This is a genomic window from Streptomyces sp. NPDC014991 (assembly GCF_043080665.1).
Lineage (GTDB): Bacteria > Actinomycetota > Actinomycetes > Streptomycetales > Streptomycetaceae > Streptomyces.
In genome coordinates, this window is the sequence record NZ_JBIBVY010000009.1 from 176,948 (window position 1) to 191,370 (window position 14,423).

12 protein-coding genes, 1 tRNA gene and 1 pseudogene are annotated in these 14,423 nt (G+C 73.0%); 6 read left to right on the top strand and 8 right to left on the bottom strand.

All coding sequences use genetic code 11. The features are described 5' to 3' along the window. Positions 1 to 39: 39 nt before the first annotated feature. Positions 40 to 1,665, bottom strand: coding sequence for an RDD family protein (locus ACF1BE_RS16880; protein WP_392199794.1), 1,626 nt, complete (start codon positions 1,663 to 1,665; stop codon positions 40 to 42). Between the two features lie 227 nt (positions 1,666 to 1,892). On the opposite strand from ACF1BE_RS16880, the pseudogene ACF1BE_RS16885 reads away from it, so the two are divergent. Then, a pseudogene (locus ACF1BE_RS16885) lies at positions 1,893 to 2,134 on the top strand (SsgA family sporulation/cell division regulator); the annotation flags it as partial. Here ACF1BE_RS16885 and ACF1BE_RS16890 read toward each other — a convergent pair. After that, positions 2,098 to 3,504: an FAD-binding oxidoreductase gene (locus ACF1BE_RS16890; RefSeq protein ID WP_392199873.1), complete on the bottom strand. Its 1,407-nt coding sequence runs from the start codon at positions 3,502 to 3,504 to the stop codon at positions 2,098 to 2,100. The pseudogene ACF1BE_RS16885 and the gene ACF1BE_RS16890 sit on opposite strands and share 37 nt — an antisense overlap. Before the next feature lie 92 nt (positions 3,505 to 3,596). Here ACF1BE_RS16890 and ACF1BE_RS16895 point away from each other — a divergent pair, with 92 nt between their 5' ends. Next, positions 3,597 to 5,096, top strand: coding sequence for a tetratricopeptide repeat protein (locus ACF1BE_RS16895; RefSeq protein ID WP_392199795.1), 1,500 nt, complete (start codon positions 3,597 to 3,599; stop codon positions 5,094 to 5,096). Between the two features lie 4 nt (positions 5,097 to 5,100). On the opposite strand, the gene ACF1BE_RS16900 is transcribed toward ACF1BE_RS16895, so the two are convergent. Then, entirely contained in the window at positions 5,101 to 5,949 is an 849-nt protein-coding gene (locus ACF1BE_RS16900) for a Teichoic acid biosynthesis protein C (Precursor) (protein ID WP_392199796.1), read from the bottom strand. A gap of 35 nt (positions 5,950 to 5,984) precedes the next feature. Next, positions 5,985 to 7,133, bottom strand: coding sequence for a 4-hydroxyphenylpyruvate dioxygenase (gene hppD / locus ACF1BE_RS16905; RefSeq protein ID WP_392199797.1), 1,149 nt, complete (start codon positions 7,131 to 7,133; stop codon positions 5,985 to 5,987). A gap of 122 nt (positions 7,134 to 7,255) precedes the next feature. On the opposite strand from hppD, the gene ACF1BE_RS16910 reads away from it, so the two are divergent. Next, positions 7,256 to 7,726 carry an Lrp/AsnC family transcriptional regulator gene (locus ACF1BE_RS16910; protein ID WP_392199798.1) on the top strand — a complete coding sequence of 157 codons (471 nt, stop codon included), beginning with the start codon at positions 7,256 to 7,258 and terminating at the stop codon, positions 7,724 to 7,726. 121 nt (positions 7,727 to 7,847) lie between these two features. Here ACF1BE_RS16910 and ACF1BE_RS16915 read toward each other — a convergent pair whose 3' ends face one another. The 4 genes from ACF1BE_RS16915 to ACF1BE_RS16930 form a co-directional block, all read right to left on the bottom strand. Further along, positions 7,848 to 8,639, bottom strand: coding sequence for a S16 family serine protease (locus tag ACF1BE_RS16915; protein ID WP_392199799.1), 792 nt, complete (start codon positions 8,637 to 8,639; stop codon positions 7,848 to 7,850). A gap of 125 nt (positions 8,640 to 8,764) precedes the next feature. Continuing rightward, a complete protein-coding gene (locus ACF1BE_RS16920; protein WP_121788513.1) occupies positions 8,765 to 9,406 on the bottom strand; it encodes an IclR family transcriptional regulator in 642 nt (213 codons plus the stop codon). A gap of 292 nt (positions 9,407 to 9,698) precedes the next feature. After that, on the bottom strand, positions 9,699 to 11,498 hold the full coding sequence (locus ACF1BE_RS16925; protein WP_392199800.1) for a DEAD/DEAH box helicase: 1,800 nt from the start codon (positions 11,496 to 11,498) through the stop codon (positions 9,699 to 9,701). A gap of 268 nt (positions 11,499 to 11,766) precedes the next feature. Beyond that, on the bottom strand, positions 11,767 to 13,209 hold the full coding sequence (locus ACF1BE_RS16930; RefSeq protein WP_392199801.1) for an MFS transporter: 1,443 nt from the start codon (positions 13,207 to 13,209) through the stop codon (positions 11,767 to 11,769). Between the two features lie 211 nt (positions 13,210 to 13,420). On the opposite strand from ACF1BE_RS16930, the gene ACF1BE_RS16935 reads away from it, so the two are divergent. The 3 genes from ACF1BE_RS16935 to ACF1BE_RS16945 all read left to right on the top strand — a co-directional run bounded on the left by ACF1BE_RS16935 (position 13,421) and on the right by ACF1BE_RS16945 (position 14,394). Then, positions 13,421 to 13,495: transfer RNA gene (locus tag ACF1BE_RS16935), tRNA-Cys, on the top strand. 213 nt (positions 13,496 to 13,708) lie between these two features. After that, on the top strand, positions 13,709 to 14,134 hold the full coding sequence (locus tag ACF1BE_RS16940) for a hypothetical protein (protein ID WP_392199802.1): 426 nt from the start codon (positions 13,709 to 13,711) through the stop codon (positions 14,132 to 14,134). A gap of 74 nt (positions 14,135 to 14,208) precedes the next feature. Continuing rightward, positions 14,209 to 14,394: a hypothetical protein gene (locus ACF1BE_RS16945; RefSeq protein WP_392199803.1), complete on the top strand. Its 186-nt coding sequence runs from the start codon at positions 14,209 to 14,211 to the stop codon at positions 14,392 to 14,394. The last annotated feature ends 29 nt before the right edge of the window (positions 14,395 to 14,423 follow it).

Below are 14,423 nucleotides of genomic sequence, written 5' to 3' on the forward strand. Positions count from 1 at the left end.
GGAGGGCGGCCGTACGGACTACGGCCGTCCGTGCCGGTGTCAGCCCGCGACGAAGGTGTGGGCCGCCTTGTCGTGCCAGCACTGGTGCCACGGCCGGTCGAACAGGCACCACAGCATGCCCACGACACCGACGACGAGCAGCCCCGGCACGCTGAACACCAGCCAGCGGCGCAGCGCCGGGCCGAACGCCGGGGGCTCGTGCCCCTCGATGTCCCGCACCTGGAGACCGCACACCTTCTTGCCGAGGGTGCGGCCCCACCGGACGGTGGGCAGCACCTCGTACAGGACTCCGGCGAGGAGCAGGACGGCGAGGACGATGCCGAGGCTGGTGCCCGTGGTGCCGTCGAGCAGCCAGACGGTGACGGTACGGCCGGACAGCCGGGCCGCGTCGATCTTCTCCTGCACGTGGTCCGCCGCCCGCAGGCCGAGCGGCACCGCGGCGGCGGCCGTCACGGCCCCCAGCATCAGCAGGTCGATCAGCCGGGCCGCGAACCGCCTGCCGAGCCCGGCGGGCCGCGCGGCTGCCTGGCGGCGGGCGGCGGCCTGGAACACGTCCTCCACCGGTGGCTTCCACGGCGCCGGCGGCTGCTCGTCCCCGCCCCCGGCCAGCTGGTGCACCTGCTGCGCCCAGGACGCCTGACCGCCACCGGAGCCGTTGCTCAGCGGGGCGGCCGGGGCGCCGGACTGCTGGGGCACGGACGGGGTGACGACGGCGGGGGCGGGAGGCACGGCGGGGGCGGCCTGGCCCGGCAGCGCACCCTGCGGGCCCTCGGGCACCGGTGCGGCGGCGCGGGCGGCGGCGGCCTTTCCGGCACCGAAGCCGTGGTTGCCGGCCGCGGGCGAGGACGCGGGAGTCGTCGGCGTGGGCACGCCGACCGGGCCCTGCGTACCGAACTCGGCCGGACCGAATTCGGCCGGACCGAAACCGGCGGGACCGGAACCCGGACCGCCGGGCGCACCGCCCTCCGTGCCGGCCGGGCCGGACGGTACCGGGCGGAAGGTCATCGTGCCGTCGTCCGTGCGGGCCGCCGGGCCGGGGACCGGGCGCCGGAAGAGGAAGGTGCCGGGGTCCGGGGCCTCGTCCTCCGCCGGGGGCGTCGTCGCGGTGCCGTCGGTGCGGGCGGCGGTACGGCCATCGACCGCCCCGGCCGGTCCGGCCGGCACCCGGGGGTCCACCCCCCAGCTTCCGACCCGCCCCGCGCCATCGTGGGGGCCGGACTGGCCGGGGAGGCGGGGGTGGCCTTGGTGGTCCGGGTGGCCGCCCTGGCCTGGCAGGGCGGCCACGCCCCACTGCTCCGCCGCCCCCGAGACGCCGGACGCACCCGACACACCAGAGGTACCGGACCCGCCCGTGGCGCCGAACGCGTCAGCCCGGCCGAACGCGCCGGACCCGGCGGACTCACCGAACGCCCCCGCCCCGCCGGACCGGCCCGGCTCGGCCGGGTCCTCGTCGAAGAAGTGGGGGCCCGTCTCCTCGACGGGCGGGGCCGCGGGGCGGATGCCGGGCGGCGGGATGAGCGGTTCGCCGTCCTGCGGCGCCGGGCGACTGGTGCCGGGCACCCAGGAGGCGCCGTTCCAGTACCGGACGTAGCCGGGGATGGACGGGTCCGGGTAGTAGCCCTCGCGGGGCCTGTCGTCACCTGGGGCCGGGGTTGGGGCGCTCATGTCCGTCGTCCCGTATCTGCTCGGGGGTGGGATGGGAGCCTCCACATCTATCAGACCCGGGCATCCCCCACCGCCACTCCCGCAGGACCCACTCCTTCCGGGCAATGCCGTGCCGGTCCCCTGGACACGGCGGAGAGAACACCGCCGAACCCGCGTGATGACCCGGCTTCCACCGCCTCTCCCCCGGTGCGGGCCCGGTCCGAGCGGCCCCGACCGGAGAACGGGAGCTGGAGCTGAGGCTGATTCCGTCGCCGGAACGGAGCATCCCGGTCCCGGCTCGGCTCGGCTCGGCTCGGCTACCGCTCCGACGATCCCTACGCCGTCCACGTCACCTTCCACATCGGCTCCGAGCACCCGGTCGGCTGGACGTTCGCCCGCTTTCCGGCCGTGCGGGGACGGGGGCGTACGGGTGTGGCCGGGGAAGGCGGACGGTCAGAAGAGCTTGCCGGGGTTGAGGATGCCGAGCGGGTCGAAGACCTGCTTCACCGCCCGCTGCATCTCCACCCCGACGGGGCCGATCTCGCGGGCCAGCCATTCCTTCTTCAGAACGCCGACCCCGTGTTCGCCGGTGATGGTGCCGCCCAGCCGCAGGCCCAGGGCCATGATCTCGTCGAAGGACTCGCGGGCCCGCCGGGACTCGTCGGGGTCGCCGGCGTCGAAGCAGACGGTGGGGTGGGTGTTGCCGTCACCGGCGTGCGCGCAGACACCGATGGTCAGGCCGTACGCGGCGGCGATCCGCTCGACGCCCTCCAGCATGGCGCCGAGTCGCGAGCGGGGCACGCACACGTCGTCGATCATCGTGGTGCCCTTGACCGCCTCCAGCGCCGTCAGCGCGAGCCGCCGGGCCTGGAGCAGCAGCTCGGACTCGGCGGCGTCCTCGGCGGGGACGACCTGGGTGGCGCCGGCCGCCTCGCACAGGGCGCCGACGGCGGCGAGGTCGGCGGCGGGGTCCGGGGTGTCGAAGGCGGCCAGCAGCAGCGCCTCGGTGGTCTCCGGCAGGCCCATGCGGGCGAGGGCGTTGACGGCCTTGACGGTCGTACGGTCCATCAGTTCGAGGAGGGAGGGGACGTGACCGCCCGCCATGATCCGGCAGACGGCGTCGCAGGCGGCGGTCGCGGAGGGGAACTCGGCGGCCAGGACGAGCTGCCGGGGCGGCTGGGGCTTCAGGGCGAGGACCGCGCGGACCACGATGCCGAGGGAGCCCTCGGAGCCGACGAAGAGGCGGGTCAGGTCGTAGCCGGCGACGCCCTTGGCGGTACGGCGGCCGGTGGACAGCAGGCGGCCGTCGGCGAGGACGACGTCCAGGCCGAGGACGTACTCGGCGGTCACGCCGTACTTGACGCAGCACAGGCCGCCGGAGGCCGTGCCGATGTTGCCGCCGATGGTGCACGTCTCCCAGCTGGAGGGGTCCGGCGGGTAGTACAGGCCGTGTTCCGCCACCGCGCGGGACAGGACCGCGTTGACCACGCCTGCCTCGACCACGGCGATCCGGTCGACGGGGCTGATCTCCAGGACGCGGTCCATCTTCGTGAGGGAGAGCACGATGCAGCCGTCGGTGGCGTTGGCGCCGCCGGACAGGCCGGTGCGGGCGCCCTGAGGGACGACGGGGACGCGCAGCTCGGTGGCGGTGCGCATGACGTGCCGCACCTCCTCGACCGTGCGCGGCAGTACGACGACGGCGGGGGCACCGGCCGGGCAGAAGCTCGCCATGTCGTGGGAGTAGGAGGCGGTGACGTCGGGGTCGGTCAGGACGGCCTCGGGCGGCAGGCCGGCCAGGAGCCGGTCGGTGAGAGTGCTCGTCTCCGCGTCGTGCGTCGCTTCGATACGGCTCATGATCACAGGTTCGCACTCACGGCCATCGGTGTGAACCCCGTCCGCGCCGCCCTTGGGCCACCCGGATGTGTTCGTCATATTGACGCACAGTAAGCCTTATGAACGACCGACTGTGCGAGCCGGGCACGTCCCGGCCGGCCCGGCCACCGCGCCGTTTCCGGCGGGCGCTGTGGCGGGTGCTCGTCGCCGCGCTGGCGGGCGGTGTCGTCGCGGGCGCGGTGCTGACACTGCTGCCGCAGGAGCGGCGGCGGCCCGCTGTGGCACCCGCCGTACCGCCCGCCGCGGGCCCGCTCCCGCAGGCGCTGACGGCGGTGACCTACGGGGTGCCCGCCGCGCTGCCCGGCCTGACGGCGCTCGTGGCCCGGCAGGAGCAGCGGGTGCGGGTACGGCCGCGGGACGCGCGGGCGTGGGCGGTACTGGGGGCGGCGTACGCGGAGCGGGGGCGCCGCACGGGTGACGCGGCGGACTATCCGCGGGCCGACCGGGCGCTGCGAACCTCGCTGGAGGTGCGCGGCACGCGCAACACCGAGGCACTGGACGGGCTGGCCGCGCTGGCGCTGGCCCGCCGGGACTTTCCGACGGCGAAACGGTACGGCGAGGAGGCGCTGAAGGCGGCGCCCGGGCGGTGGTCGGCGTATCCGCCGCTGATCGACGCGTACACCGGGCTCGGCGACCACAAGGCGGCCCAGCGGACCCTGGACAAGCTGCTGGGGCTGCGCACCGGCGCGCAGGTGCGGCCGGCCGTGATGGCGCGGGCCGCGGCGGTGTACCGGGACCGGGGCTGGCGCGAGGACGCGGTCGCCCAGCTGACCGACGCGGCGGCCGCCGCCCGCACCCCGGCCGAGCAGGCGGCGTGGCTGACCGGGGTGGGTCAGCTGGCCTGGGAGCGCGGGGACCTGCCGGACGCGCTGCGGCACTTCGAGGCCGCGCTGCGCCTCGACCCGGACCAGCCGGCGGCGCCGGCCGGGCGGGCACGGACGCTGGCCGCGCTGGGGCGTACGCCGGAGGCGCTGAGCGGCTACCGCGCGGCCCTGGCCCGGCAGCCGGACCCGGCGGTCCTGCTGGAGCTGGGTGAGCTGTACGAGTCGCTGGGGCAGGAGCGGCTCGCCGCGGAGCAGTACGCGCGGTTGCGGGCGGCGGTACGGCGGGCGGTGGCGGGCGGGGTCGACGAGGAGCTGCTGATCGGGCGGTTCGAGGCGGACCACGGGGAGGCGCCGGACGCCGTGGAGCGGTTGCGGGACGAGTGGCGGCGGCAGCCGGGGACCGAGGTCGCCGACGCGCTGGGCTGGGCGCTGCACCGGGCCGGGGAGAACGAGGAGGCGCTGGCCTACGCGTCCGCGGCGACGGACAAGACGAAGGCCGGCGGGGTGCGCAGCGCGCTGTACGCGTTCCACCGGGGCGTGATCGAGGGCGAGCTGGAGCTGTACGGGCCCGCGCGACGGCATCTCGAGGAGGCGCTGCGGATCAACCCGTACTTCTCGCCCCTGGATGTACCGGTGGCCCGGACGGCACTACGGACACTGGGCGAACCCCCACCCGACGAACCACCCGGCGAGGAGGGCGTGGAAGGAGAAGAGGGCGGGGAACCCCGCCGGTGAGGGATCACTTGTAGTAGATCGAGAACTTGCGTGCGCCCTCCTTCCCCGACGCGAAGCCCAGGTACAGGCGCGGGGTGCCGGTGCGGCGGACGGCGAGGCCCTCCGGTTCACGGTGGTCGAGGGAGTAGGCCGCCTCGGTGCGGTGGCGGGCGACGAGTTCGCCGGTGCGGATGTCCAGGCAGGAGAGGTGGGTGTCGCCGTGGCCGGCGGGCCGGTTGGTGCGCGCGTCGTAGGCGGAACCCGCGAGCTGGTAGAGGTGGTCGCCGTGCAGGGCGTACCCCTGGAAGGGTGCGGCCGGGTCGGGGTGGGTGCCGGTCTGGGCGAGGTCGGCGAGCGGGGAGGCGTAGTCGCGGGCGGTGAACGCGGCCAGGTCCCAGACGCGGTAGCGCGGGGTGCCGCGCAGGCGGTAGCGGACGGCCAGGCGGCCGGTGGCCGGGCAGACCGTGGGCTGGTTGCCGTGCGAGCCCTCGACCGGGTGGCGGATCCGGACATCCCCGGCCGTGCGGGTCGCCCCGTTCACGAACCTGAAGCGGGTGACGCCCCGGCCGTAGCCGCCGGCGGCGTCCGCCTCGGTCCAGATCCACACCGTGCCGTCGGTGTCGTGCTGGACCCCCATGCTCACGCCGTGCCCGAAGCCGCGGAGGTACATGTGGCCGAGGCGCCTGCCCCGGAGGTCCAGGCGGTTGAGGCACAGGTCGCCGGCGTCCCGGCCGCCGCGGGTGAGCTGGAGGACGTACAGGTGGTGGTGGACCTCGTCGAAGGCGAACGACTGGAGGACCGTGGGTTCGCGCAGCGTGTCCTTCTCCCGCAGCCAGCGGACGGCCGGTGCGGCGAGGTCGATGCGTTCCTCCACGGTCCCCCCTGGACGGCCCTGCGGGGCCCCGGCGGTTACAGGTTGCCCCGCTTGTCCTGCTCGCGTTCGATCGCCTCGAACAGTGCCTTGAAGTTGCCCTTGCCGAAGCCCATCGAACCGTGCCGCTCGATGAGTTCGAAGAAGACGGTCGGCCGGTCCTGGACGGGCTTGGTGAAGATCTGGAGCAGGTAGCCGTCCTCGTCGCGGTCGGCAAGGATCTTCAGCTCGCGCAGGGTGTCGACGGGCACGCGGGTGTCGCCGACCCACTCGCCGAGGGTGTCGTAGTAGGAGTCGGGGGTGTCGAGGAACTCGACGCCGGCCGCGCGCATGGTGCGGACCGTCTGCACGATGTCGTTGGTGTTGAGCGCGATGTGCTGGACGCCCGCGCCGCCGTAGAACTCCAGGTACTCGTCGATCTGCGACTTCTTCTTGGCGATCGCGGGCTCGTTGATCGGGAACTTCACCTTCAGGGTGCCGTCCGCGACGACCTTCGACATCAGCGCGCTGTACTCGGTGGCGATGTCGTCGCCCACGAACTCCTTCATGTTCGTGAAGCCCATGACCGTGTTGTAGAACCGGACCCACTCGTTCATCCGGCCGAGTTCGACGTTGCCGACGCAGTGGTCGACGGCCTGGAAGGTGCGCTGGGCGGGCGGCTCGACGAGCGGCGCGGCGGCGGTGTAGCCGGGCAGGTAGGGGCCGTCGTAGCCGGTGCGCTCGACCAGGGTGTGACGGGTCTCGCCGTAGGTGGCGATCGCGGCGAGGACGACCGTGCCGTGCTCGTCCTTCACCTCGTACGGCTCGGCGACCGAGCGGGCGCCGTGCTCGATGGCGTAGGCGTAGGCGCGGCGGGCGTCGGGGACCTCGATGGCCAGGTCGACGACGCCGTCACCGTGCTCGGCCACGTGCTGGGCGAGGAAGTGGCCCCAGGGGGTCGCCGGCTTGATCACCGAGGTGAGGACGAAGCGGGCGGAGCCGTTCTCCAGCACGTAGCTCGCGGTCTCGCGGCTGCCGTTCTCCGGCCCGGAGTAGGCGACCAGCCGCATGCCGAAGGCGGTGGAGTAGTAGTGCGCCGCCTGCTTGGCGTTGCCCACGGCGAAGACGACCGCGTCCATTCCCTTGACCGGGAAGGGGTCGGCCTGCCGGGCGGTCGTCTCGGGAGTGTGGTGTGTGGTCTGCGTCATAGCGGAAGAGTCCCGCTGCTCTGCAAGCTGCGCAATAGTTCGCGTCTTCGCTGGGCAATCTGAACAGTGAAACGCCCATTCCGGCGCACTTTCTGTACAGGCTGACCAACTCGGGGGGTCCCGTGGCGATCGATCATCTGGACGGCCGCATCATCGTGCTGCTGGCCGAGGAGCCCCGCATCGGGGTGCTGGAGATGTCCCGGCGGCTGGGCGTCGCCCGGGGCACGGTGCAGGCGCGCCTCGACCGGCTCCAGTCGAACGGAGTCATCCGCGGATTCGGCCCCCAGGTGGACCCGGCGGCCCTCGGCTACCCGGTCACCGCGTTCGCCACACTGGAGATCCGCCAGGGTCAGGGAGCCGACGTACGGGCCCACTTGGCGACCGTGCCCGAGGTGCTGGAGCTGCTGACCACCACCGGCAACGGGGACATGCTGTGCCGGCTGGTGGCCCGCTCGAACGCCGATCTCCAGCGGGTGATCGACCGGGTCGTCGGCTTCGACGGCATTGTGCGGGCGTCCACGACGATCGTCATGGAGAACCCGGTTCCGCTGCGGATCATCCCGCTGGTGGAGCAGGCGGCCCTCGGTGAGTGAGCCGGCGGGGCGTGCCCCGGGCGGAGGAGCCGTACAGCCGCGTCCGGCGCGGGGACGCGGCCGACCCGGCTCGGGACGCGGGACCCTTCCCCGGCCGCCGGCAAGATCCGAAAGAGAGGCCCTAGCAGCTCGGGACCGGACCCTTGCCCTTCTCCAGGGCCACCAGGGAGTCGACCGCGCCCTTCAGCGTGGTCACCGGGACCAGCCGCAGGCCCTTCGGCAGTTCCGACCCGGCATCGGCGCACTCCGCCTTCGGCACCAGGAAGACGGTGGCCCCGTCCCGGCGCGCGGCCTTGGTCTTCAGGGCCACCCCGCCGACCGCGCCGACCCTGCCGTCGGCGTCGATCGTGCCCGTACCGGCGATCGTGCGGCCCCCCGTGAGGTCGCCGCCGCCGCCGTCACCGTCCAGCTTGTCGACGATGCCCAGGGTGAACAGCAGTCCCGCGCTGGGCCCGCCCACGTCGGCGAGGTCGAGCGAGACCCTGACCTTGTCGGCGTTCAGGTGCAGGTACTTAAGGGCCGCCTGGCCCGCCGCGTGCTGGGACTGCCGCATCTGTGCCGCGTTGTGCTTCTCGATCTCCTCGACGGTGCCACCGCTCGGATAGACCGAGCCGCGCGGCATGACGGCCCGGTCGGTGCGGAACCAGTTGCCGAACACGTCGGCGAGGGACACGCGGGCGTCCGGGCCGGTCGCCTCGATCGTGGTCATGCGCAACTGCCCGCTGGTCCGCCGGGTCGCCGCACCGGAGACGGTGATCACCGGGGTGCCCTTGTTCTCGCCGAGCACGTTCGCCGTCATGCCGGGCTGCGCCACCGAGAACGGCAGCGGCGCGAACACGGCCGTGGCTATCAGGGCCACGACGGGCAGCGCGCAGACGGCCAGGGCCTGGGGGCGTGTGAGACGTGAGAGCACGGAGTCAATCTAACGTGCGTCCCCGCCCCGCCCGTGCGGCGTCCACCGCACACCGGACGGCGCACACCGTCCGGTGTCCGCGGGCACGGGGTCCCGCGGCGGGGGGGTACCCGCTCCACCGTGGTTCAGCGCAGGGCCTCCGCGACCTCCCGGGCCGCCTCCACCACCCGCGGGCCCACGCGCTCCGGCACGGAGTCCGTCAGCATCACGACGCCCACGCTGCCCTCGACCCCGGTGACCCCGACCAGCGGCGCCGCGGCCCCGCTCGCCCCCGCCTCCAGCTCACCGTGCGTGAGCGTGTACCCGGGATCGGCGGACGGCGACTGCCGCGCGGCGAGGATCGCCCGGCCGGCCGCGCCCCGGTCCAGGGGGTGGCGGAACCCGGCCCGGTAGGCCACGTGGTAGTCCGTCCACGTCGGCTCCACCACCGCGACGGCCAGCGCCTCGGAACCGTCCACCAGGGTCAGGTGCGCGGTCGCCCCTATGTCCTCGGCGAGCGACCGCAGCGCGGGCAGCGCGGCCTCCCGTACCAGCGGATGCACCTGCCGGCCGAGCCGCAGCACCCCGAGCCCGACCCGGGCCCGGCCGCCCAGGTCACGCCGTACGAGCGCGTGCTGTTCCAGTGTGGCGAGCAGCCGGTAGACCACGGTGCGGTTCACGCCCAGTTTGGTGGACAACTCGGTGACGGTCAGTCCGTGGTCGGTGTCGGCGAGCAGTTTGAGGACGCGCAGTCCCCGGTCGAGCGTCTGAGAGGTCTCCGCGGTCACGACGCCCACTCCTTTGGTGGTGAGGCCGGCAGCCCCTGAGCGGCGGATGCGTCGCCGAGTCCCGTCGGCGACGCGCTTCAGAGGCCGCCGATCGGCAGGACGGCCCGGCGGCTGGCGGGCCGAGTCGCTTCACGGCTGCGCTCCGCGGCGGCGCTGCCACGGGGCGTGTGCGTAGCGGGACAGTAGCGAAGCCGGTTCGCTGAGCGGAAGACTTCGTCCACAATCCGGGCACACCCGGATCCGACCTGCCTCCATTCGTCCGGATACGCGCGACCCCCGACGTGGGGGGACGTCACCGCATCCGGGTGGCCCACTCCTGCACCTTCGCGATGCGCTGCCGCAACTGCCCCGCGGTCGCCTCCGCGCTCGGCGGCCCCCCGCACACCCGCCGCAGCTCGGTGTGGATCACCCCGTGCGGCTTGCCGCTCTGGTGCACGTACGCGCCGACCATCGTGTTGAGCTGCTTGCGCAGCTCCATCAGCTCCTTGTGCGTGACCACCGGCCGCCGCTCGGCCGGTACCTCCAGCAGGTCGGCCTCGGTGTCCGGCTTCTTCCGGCTGTGCGCGATCTGCCGGGCCTGCCGCTTCTGCAGCAGCATCTGCACCTGGTCCGGCTCCAGCAGTCCGGGAATGCCGAGGTAGTCCCGCTCCTCCTCGCTGCCGGGGTGGGCCTGCATGCCGAACTCGGCGCCGTCGTACAGCACCCGGTCGAAGACGGCATCGGACTCCAGCGCCTCGAAGGGCAGCATGTCCTGCTCGCCGGTGTCCTCGTCCTCCTGCTTGTTCGCCTCCTCCATCTCCTTCTCGGATTCGGCGTACGGGTCCTCCTCGCCCTCCTTCTTCGGCTTGTCGAGGGCGTGGTCCCGTTCCTTCTCCATCTCGTTGGCGAAGGTCAGCAGGTCGGGCACGGTCGGCAGGAACACGGACGCCGTCTCGCCGCGCCGCCGGGACCGCACGAAACGCCCGACGGCCTGAGCGAAGAACAGCGGGGTGGAGATGGTGGTGGCGTACACCCCGACCGCGAGCCGCGGCACGTCGACGCCCTCGGACACCATGCGTACGGCGACCATCCACCGGTCGTCGCCGTCGCTGAACTCGTCGATCCGCTTCGAGGCGCCGACGTCGTCGGAGAGGACCAGCGTCGCCTTCGTACCGGTGATCTCCCGGATCAGCTTCGCGTAGGCGCGCGCGGAGTCCTGGTCGGAGGCGATGACGAGCGCGCCCGCGTCCGGGATCGCCTTGCGGACCTCGGTCAGCCGCTGGTCGGCGGCGCGCAGCACGCTCGGCATCCAGTCGCCGCGCGGGTCGAGGGCCGTACGCCAGGCCTGGCTGACCGCGTCCTTGGTCATCGGCTCGCCGAGCCGGGCGGCGACCTCGTCACCGGCCTTCGTACGCCAGCGCATGTTGCCGCTGTAGGAGAGGAAGATGACCGGCCGGACGACCCCGTCGGACAGGGCGGAGCCGTATCCGTACGTGTAGTCCGCGGCGGACCGCCGGATGCCGTCGAGGCCCTCCTCGTACGTCACGAAGGGGATGGGGTTGGTGTCGGACCGGAACGGCGTACCGGTCAGCGCCAGCCGGCGGGTGGCGGGCTCGAAGGCCTCCAGACAGGCCTCGCCCCACGACTTGCTGTCGCCGGCGTGGTGGATCTCGTCCAGGATGACGAGGGTCTTGCGCTGCTCGGCGCGGTTGCGGTGCAGCATCGGGCGGACACCGACACCGGCGTAGGTGACGGCGACCCCGTCGTACTCCCGGCCGAGGGGACCCGCGCTGTACTCGGGATCCAGCTTGATCCCTATCCGCGCCGCGGCCTCCGCCCACTGCTTCTTCAGATGCTCGGTGGGCGCGACCACGGTCACCTGCTGCACGACGTGGTGGTGCAACAGCCAGGAGGCGAGGGTCAGCGCGAAGGTGGTCTTGCCGGCGCCGGGCGTGGCGACGGCGAGGAAGTCACGCGGCTGCTCCTGGAGGTACTTCTCCATCGCCCCCTGCTGCCAGGCGCGCAGCTTGCCGGCGGTACCCCAGGGGGCCCGGCCCGGGAACGCGGGCGACAGGTGGTGGGAGTGGGCGGAGGAAGCGGCGGTGGTAGTCACGGTCTCCGTGCATGAGGTCGAATCGAGGGGGCCGCGCGCGGTTTGGGTGACGGGCGGGCGGCTCGGCTACGTAGGACAACCGGGCCACCCTACCGGCGCCGCCGGGCCGGCCACGCCCGGACGAGGCCGGGCCGGCCCCGGGTGGGACCCACGTCACAGCCTCAAGATCATCGTCGCTTTCCTCTTCCTGCCGGGCGGCACGCCGATGACCAGGCCGTACGCCGTGTCCCGGCCGCCGGCTGCCCCTACGGGCTCTCGCCCCGCCCCCTCACTGCTGCCGCACGCGGCGCGTCACCCACGCCCCCGCCAGCGCGACCACCGCCGTCGGCAGGAAGACGGCCGCGAAGGCGGCGGGATGACCGGCGCCGGCCGCCGTCGCCGTGGAGGTGGTGGCCGACGTGCTGCCGCCGCCGAGCGCGGCGAAGGCCGCGCCGGTCGCCGCCAGCAGGACGACGTTCGACAGCGCGTCGGAGATCTGGAGGGCGGCCGAGTTCGCGCCGGCCTCCTCCGGGGCGGACAGCTGGAGCAGCAGCACGCTCGTGGAAGAGATCACCAGCCCCATCCCGAAACAGCCCACCCCCCAGGCGACGGCGACCGTCCACACGGGCACCGAGTGCACCAGCACGCTCGGGGCGGTCACGATCGCCGCGGCGACCAGCACCATCCCCGCGGTCATGAGCCGCTCCCGGTACGGCGCCACGCGCGCCCGCGACTGAACGAACGACCCCAGCGCCCACGTCACGCCCCCCGCCGCCAGCGAGAACCCGGCGAGTGTCGGCGACAGCCCGCGCTGGGTGACGAGCATCAGCGGCACGAAGGACTCGGCGGCGATGAACGACCCGGCGGACAGCCCGCGCAGCAGCACCACGGAGGGCAGGCCGCGGGCCGCCCGGCAGGTACCGCGGGGAAGCAGTCCGCGGACGGCGGGCACCACCAGCGCGGCACCGGCCAGCCCCGGGAGCACCGACAGGGGACGCAGGTCCTGGGCGGCGTACTGGAGCAGCCCGGCACCCAGGGAGATGCCCAGGGCGAGCCGGATCCGCCGCCGGTCGAAGCCGCCGGCCCCGGTCTCCTCGTCCACCGGGCCGGACGCCCGCCGCCGTATCTGCGGCAGGGCGAGCGCGAGGGGGAACACGACGAGCGCCGGGATGCCGAGGAACACCCAGCGCCAGCCGAGGTGCTCGGTGACGGCGCCGGAGGCGAGGGGGCCGACGATGGACGGTACGACCCAGCCGGCCGCGAAGGCCGCCATGATCGCGGGCCGCAGCCGGTCGGGGTAGGCACGGCCGACGACGACGTACAGGGCCACGATGACCAGTCCGCCACCCAGCCCCTGCACGGCCCGCCCCAGGATGAACACCCACATCACCTGGGCCGTCCCGGCGACGACCAGGCCCGCCGCGAAGGCGCCGATGCCGGCGGTGAGCGGGCCCAGGGGGCCACGCCGGTCGGACCACTGTCCCGCGAGGACCATCCCGAACAGGCTGGTCGTGAAGTATCCGGAGAAGGCGAACGCGTACAACGCCACGCCGTCGAGTTCCCGCGCCGCGACGGGCATGGCCGTGGCCACGGCCGTCGCCTCGAACGCGATGAGCACGACGACGGACACGATCCCGACACTGAGCGCCCGGTAAGCCCGGCTCAGCACGCCGTCGTCCCGCTGGAGGGGTGGTTCGAGGACAGCGGGGTCACGGGATTCGAGGGCACTCATGAACGCCAGAGTAAGGCCCACAACAGACCTTCGCCCCTGTCAGGAGCCCGACCGTCCCTCCACCCTTGGTCCTACGCCCCGAGTCCCCTCATGAACGCCGTGTGGCAGTCCCGTTGCAGCCCCGCCACCCCCCTTGAGCCCCTCCCTCTACCCCCGTACGTTCGTCTCACGAACACGGCCGTGGCCACGGCCGGGAACGACAACTCAACACGGCCGTGTGCCCGAGTGGTTCAGGGACTCGCCTGCAAAGCGAGTTACGTGGGTTCGAATCCCGCCACGGCCTCCAGTGCCTGACCAGGCGCAGGAACGGGCGGCTTCCCTCCGGGGTGCCGCCCGTCTGCTCGTCCGTCTCAGATTCCGGTTCGGTCGGAGCGCAACGCCCTGCCGCGGGGCAGCAAGCCGGCTGTGGCGACCCGAAGGCAGTGGGCACTTGTCGTAGCTCTGGGCCCGGGCAGCTCCGGACATCTCGGCGGAGCACACCTACAGCACCGAGGACTTGGTGGGCTGGGCCACCACGGTTGACGAACACAATGTTCCGGCCTCGCACTCCCCGACTCCGGGCCTCACTCGGGCAGCCAAGCCTCACTGCCAGCTGATCCACAGCAACGCGCCCTATCTGCACGGGGGTTACACGCACATCCAGGCTGACGCTCAGATGCTGTGCAACCAGCGAGGTAAAGGCAACTTCGAAGCCTCGCTGCGCCAGTACCAGGGGCTCGGCATCTGGAAGACCAAGGACGTCCGGGGATACACGAACACGCAGGGCCAGAACTTCTCGCTCCTCCTGCACTACGACTGCTCACGACTCACCACCAGTGGGTGGGTCTACCGCGAGGACATCGGTAACGCGACCCTACGCAACGGCAACGGCTACTGGGGAGACCACAACGTCTGGTCCAAAACAGCCACGATCCACTGCGCATAGAACACCCTCCCCCAGCGGCTATCGTGGGTGCACGGGGATACAGGCCAGGCGCGCTCCGATGGATGAGGAAACGGGTGCAGAACGGACAACACCGCCCTGATTCAGCGGACCTCGTCGTGGCCGGATGCGGATGGCTGCTCATCGTGGCCGTGATCTCCCTGCCCGGCCTCCTGCTGAAAGACGGACCGCTGACCGCGTACATGGCCACTGTGGGCGGACTGATCGGCTTCCTCTGGGCGCGCCAGAGGATGCACCGCTGACGGACCTTGCTCCCTGACCAGAAGCACCC

Coding starts and splice junctions, on each gene's coding strand:
- ACF1BE_RS16880 (WP_392199794.1), bottom strand. CDS start 1,665: ATGAGCGCCCCAACCCCGGCCCCAGGTGACGACAGGCCCCGCGAGGGC.
- ACF1BE_RS16895 (WP_392199795.1), top strand. CDS start 3,597: ATGAACGACCGACTGTGCGAGCCGGGCACGTCCCGGCCGGCCCGGCCA.
- hppD (WP_392199797.1), bottom strand. CDS start 7,133: ATGACGCAGACCACACACCACACTCCCGAGACGACCGCCCGGCAGGCC.
- ACF1BE_RS16930 (WP_392199801.1), bottom strand. CDS start 13,209: ATGAGTGCCCTCGAATCCCGTGACCCCGCTGTCCTCGAACCACCCCTC.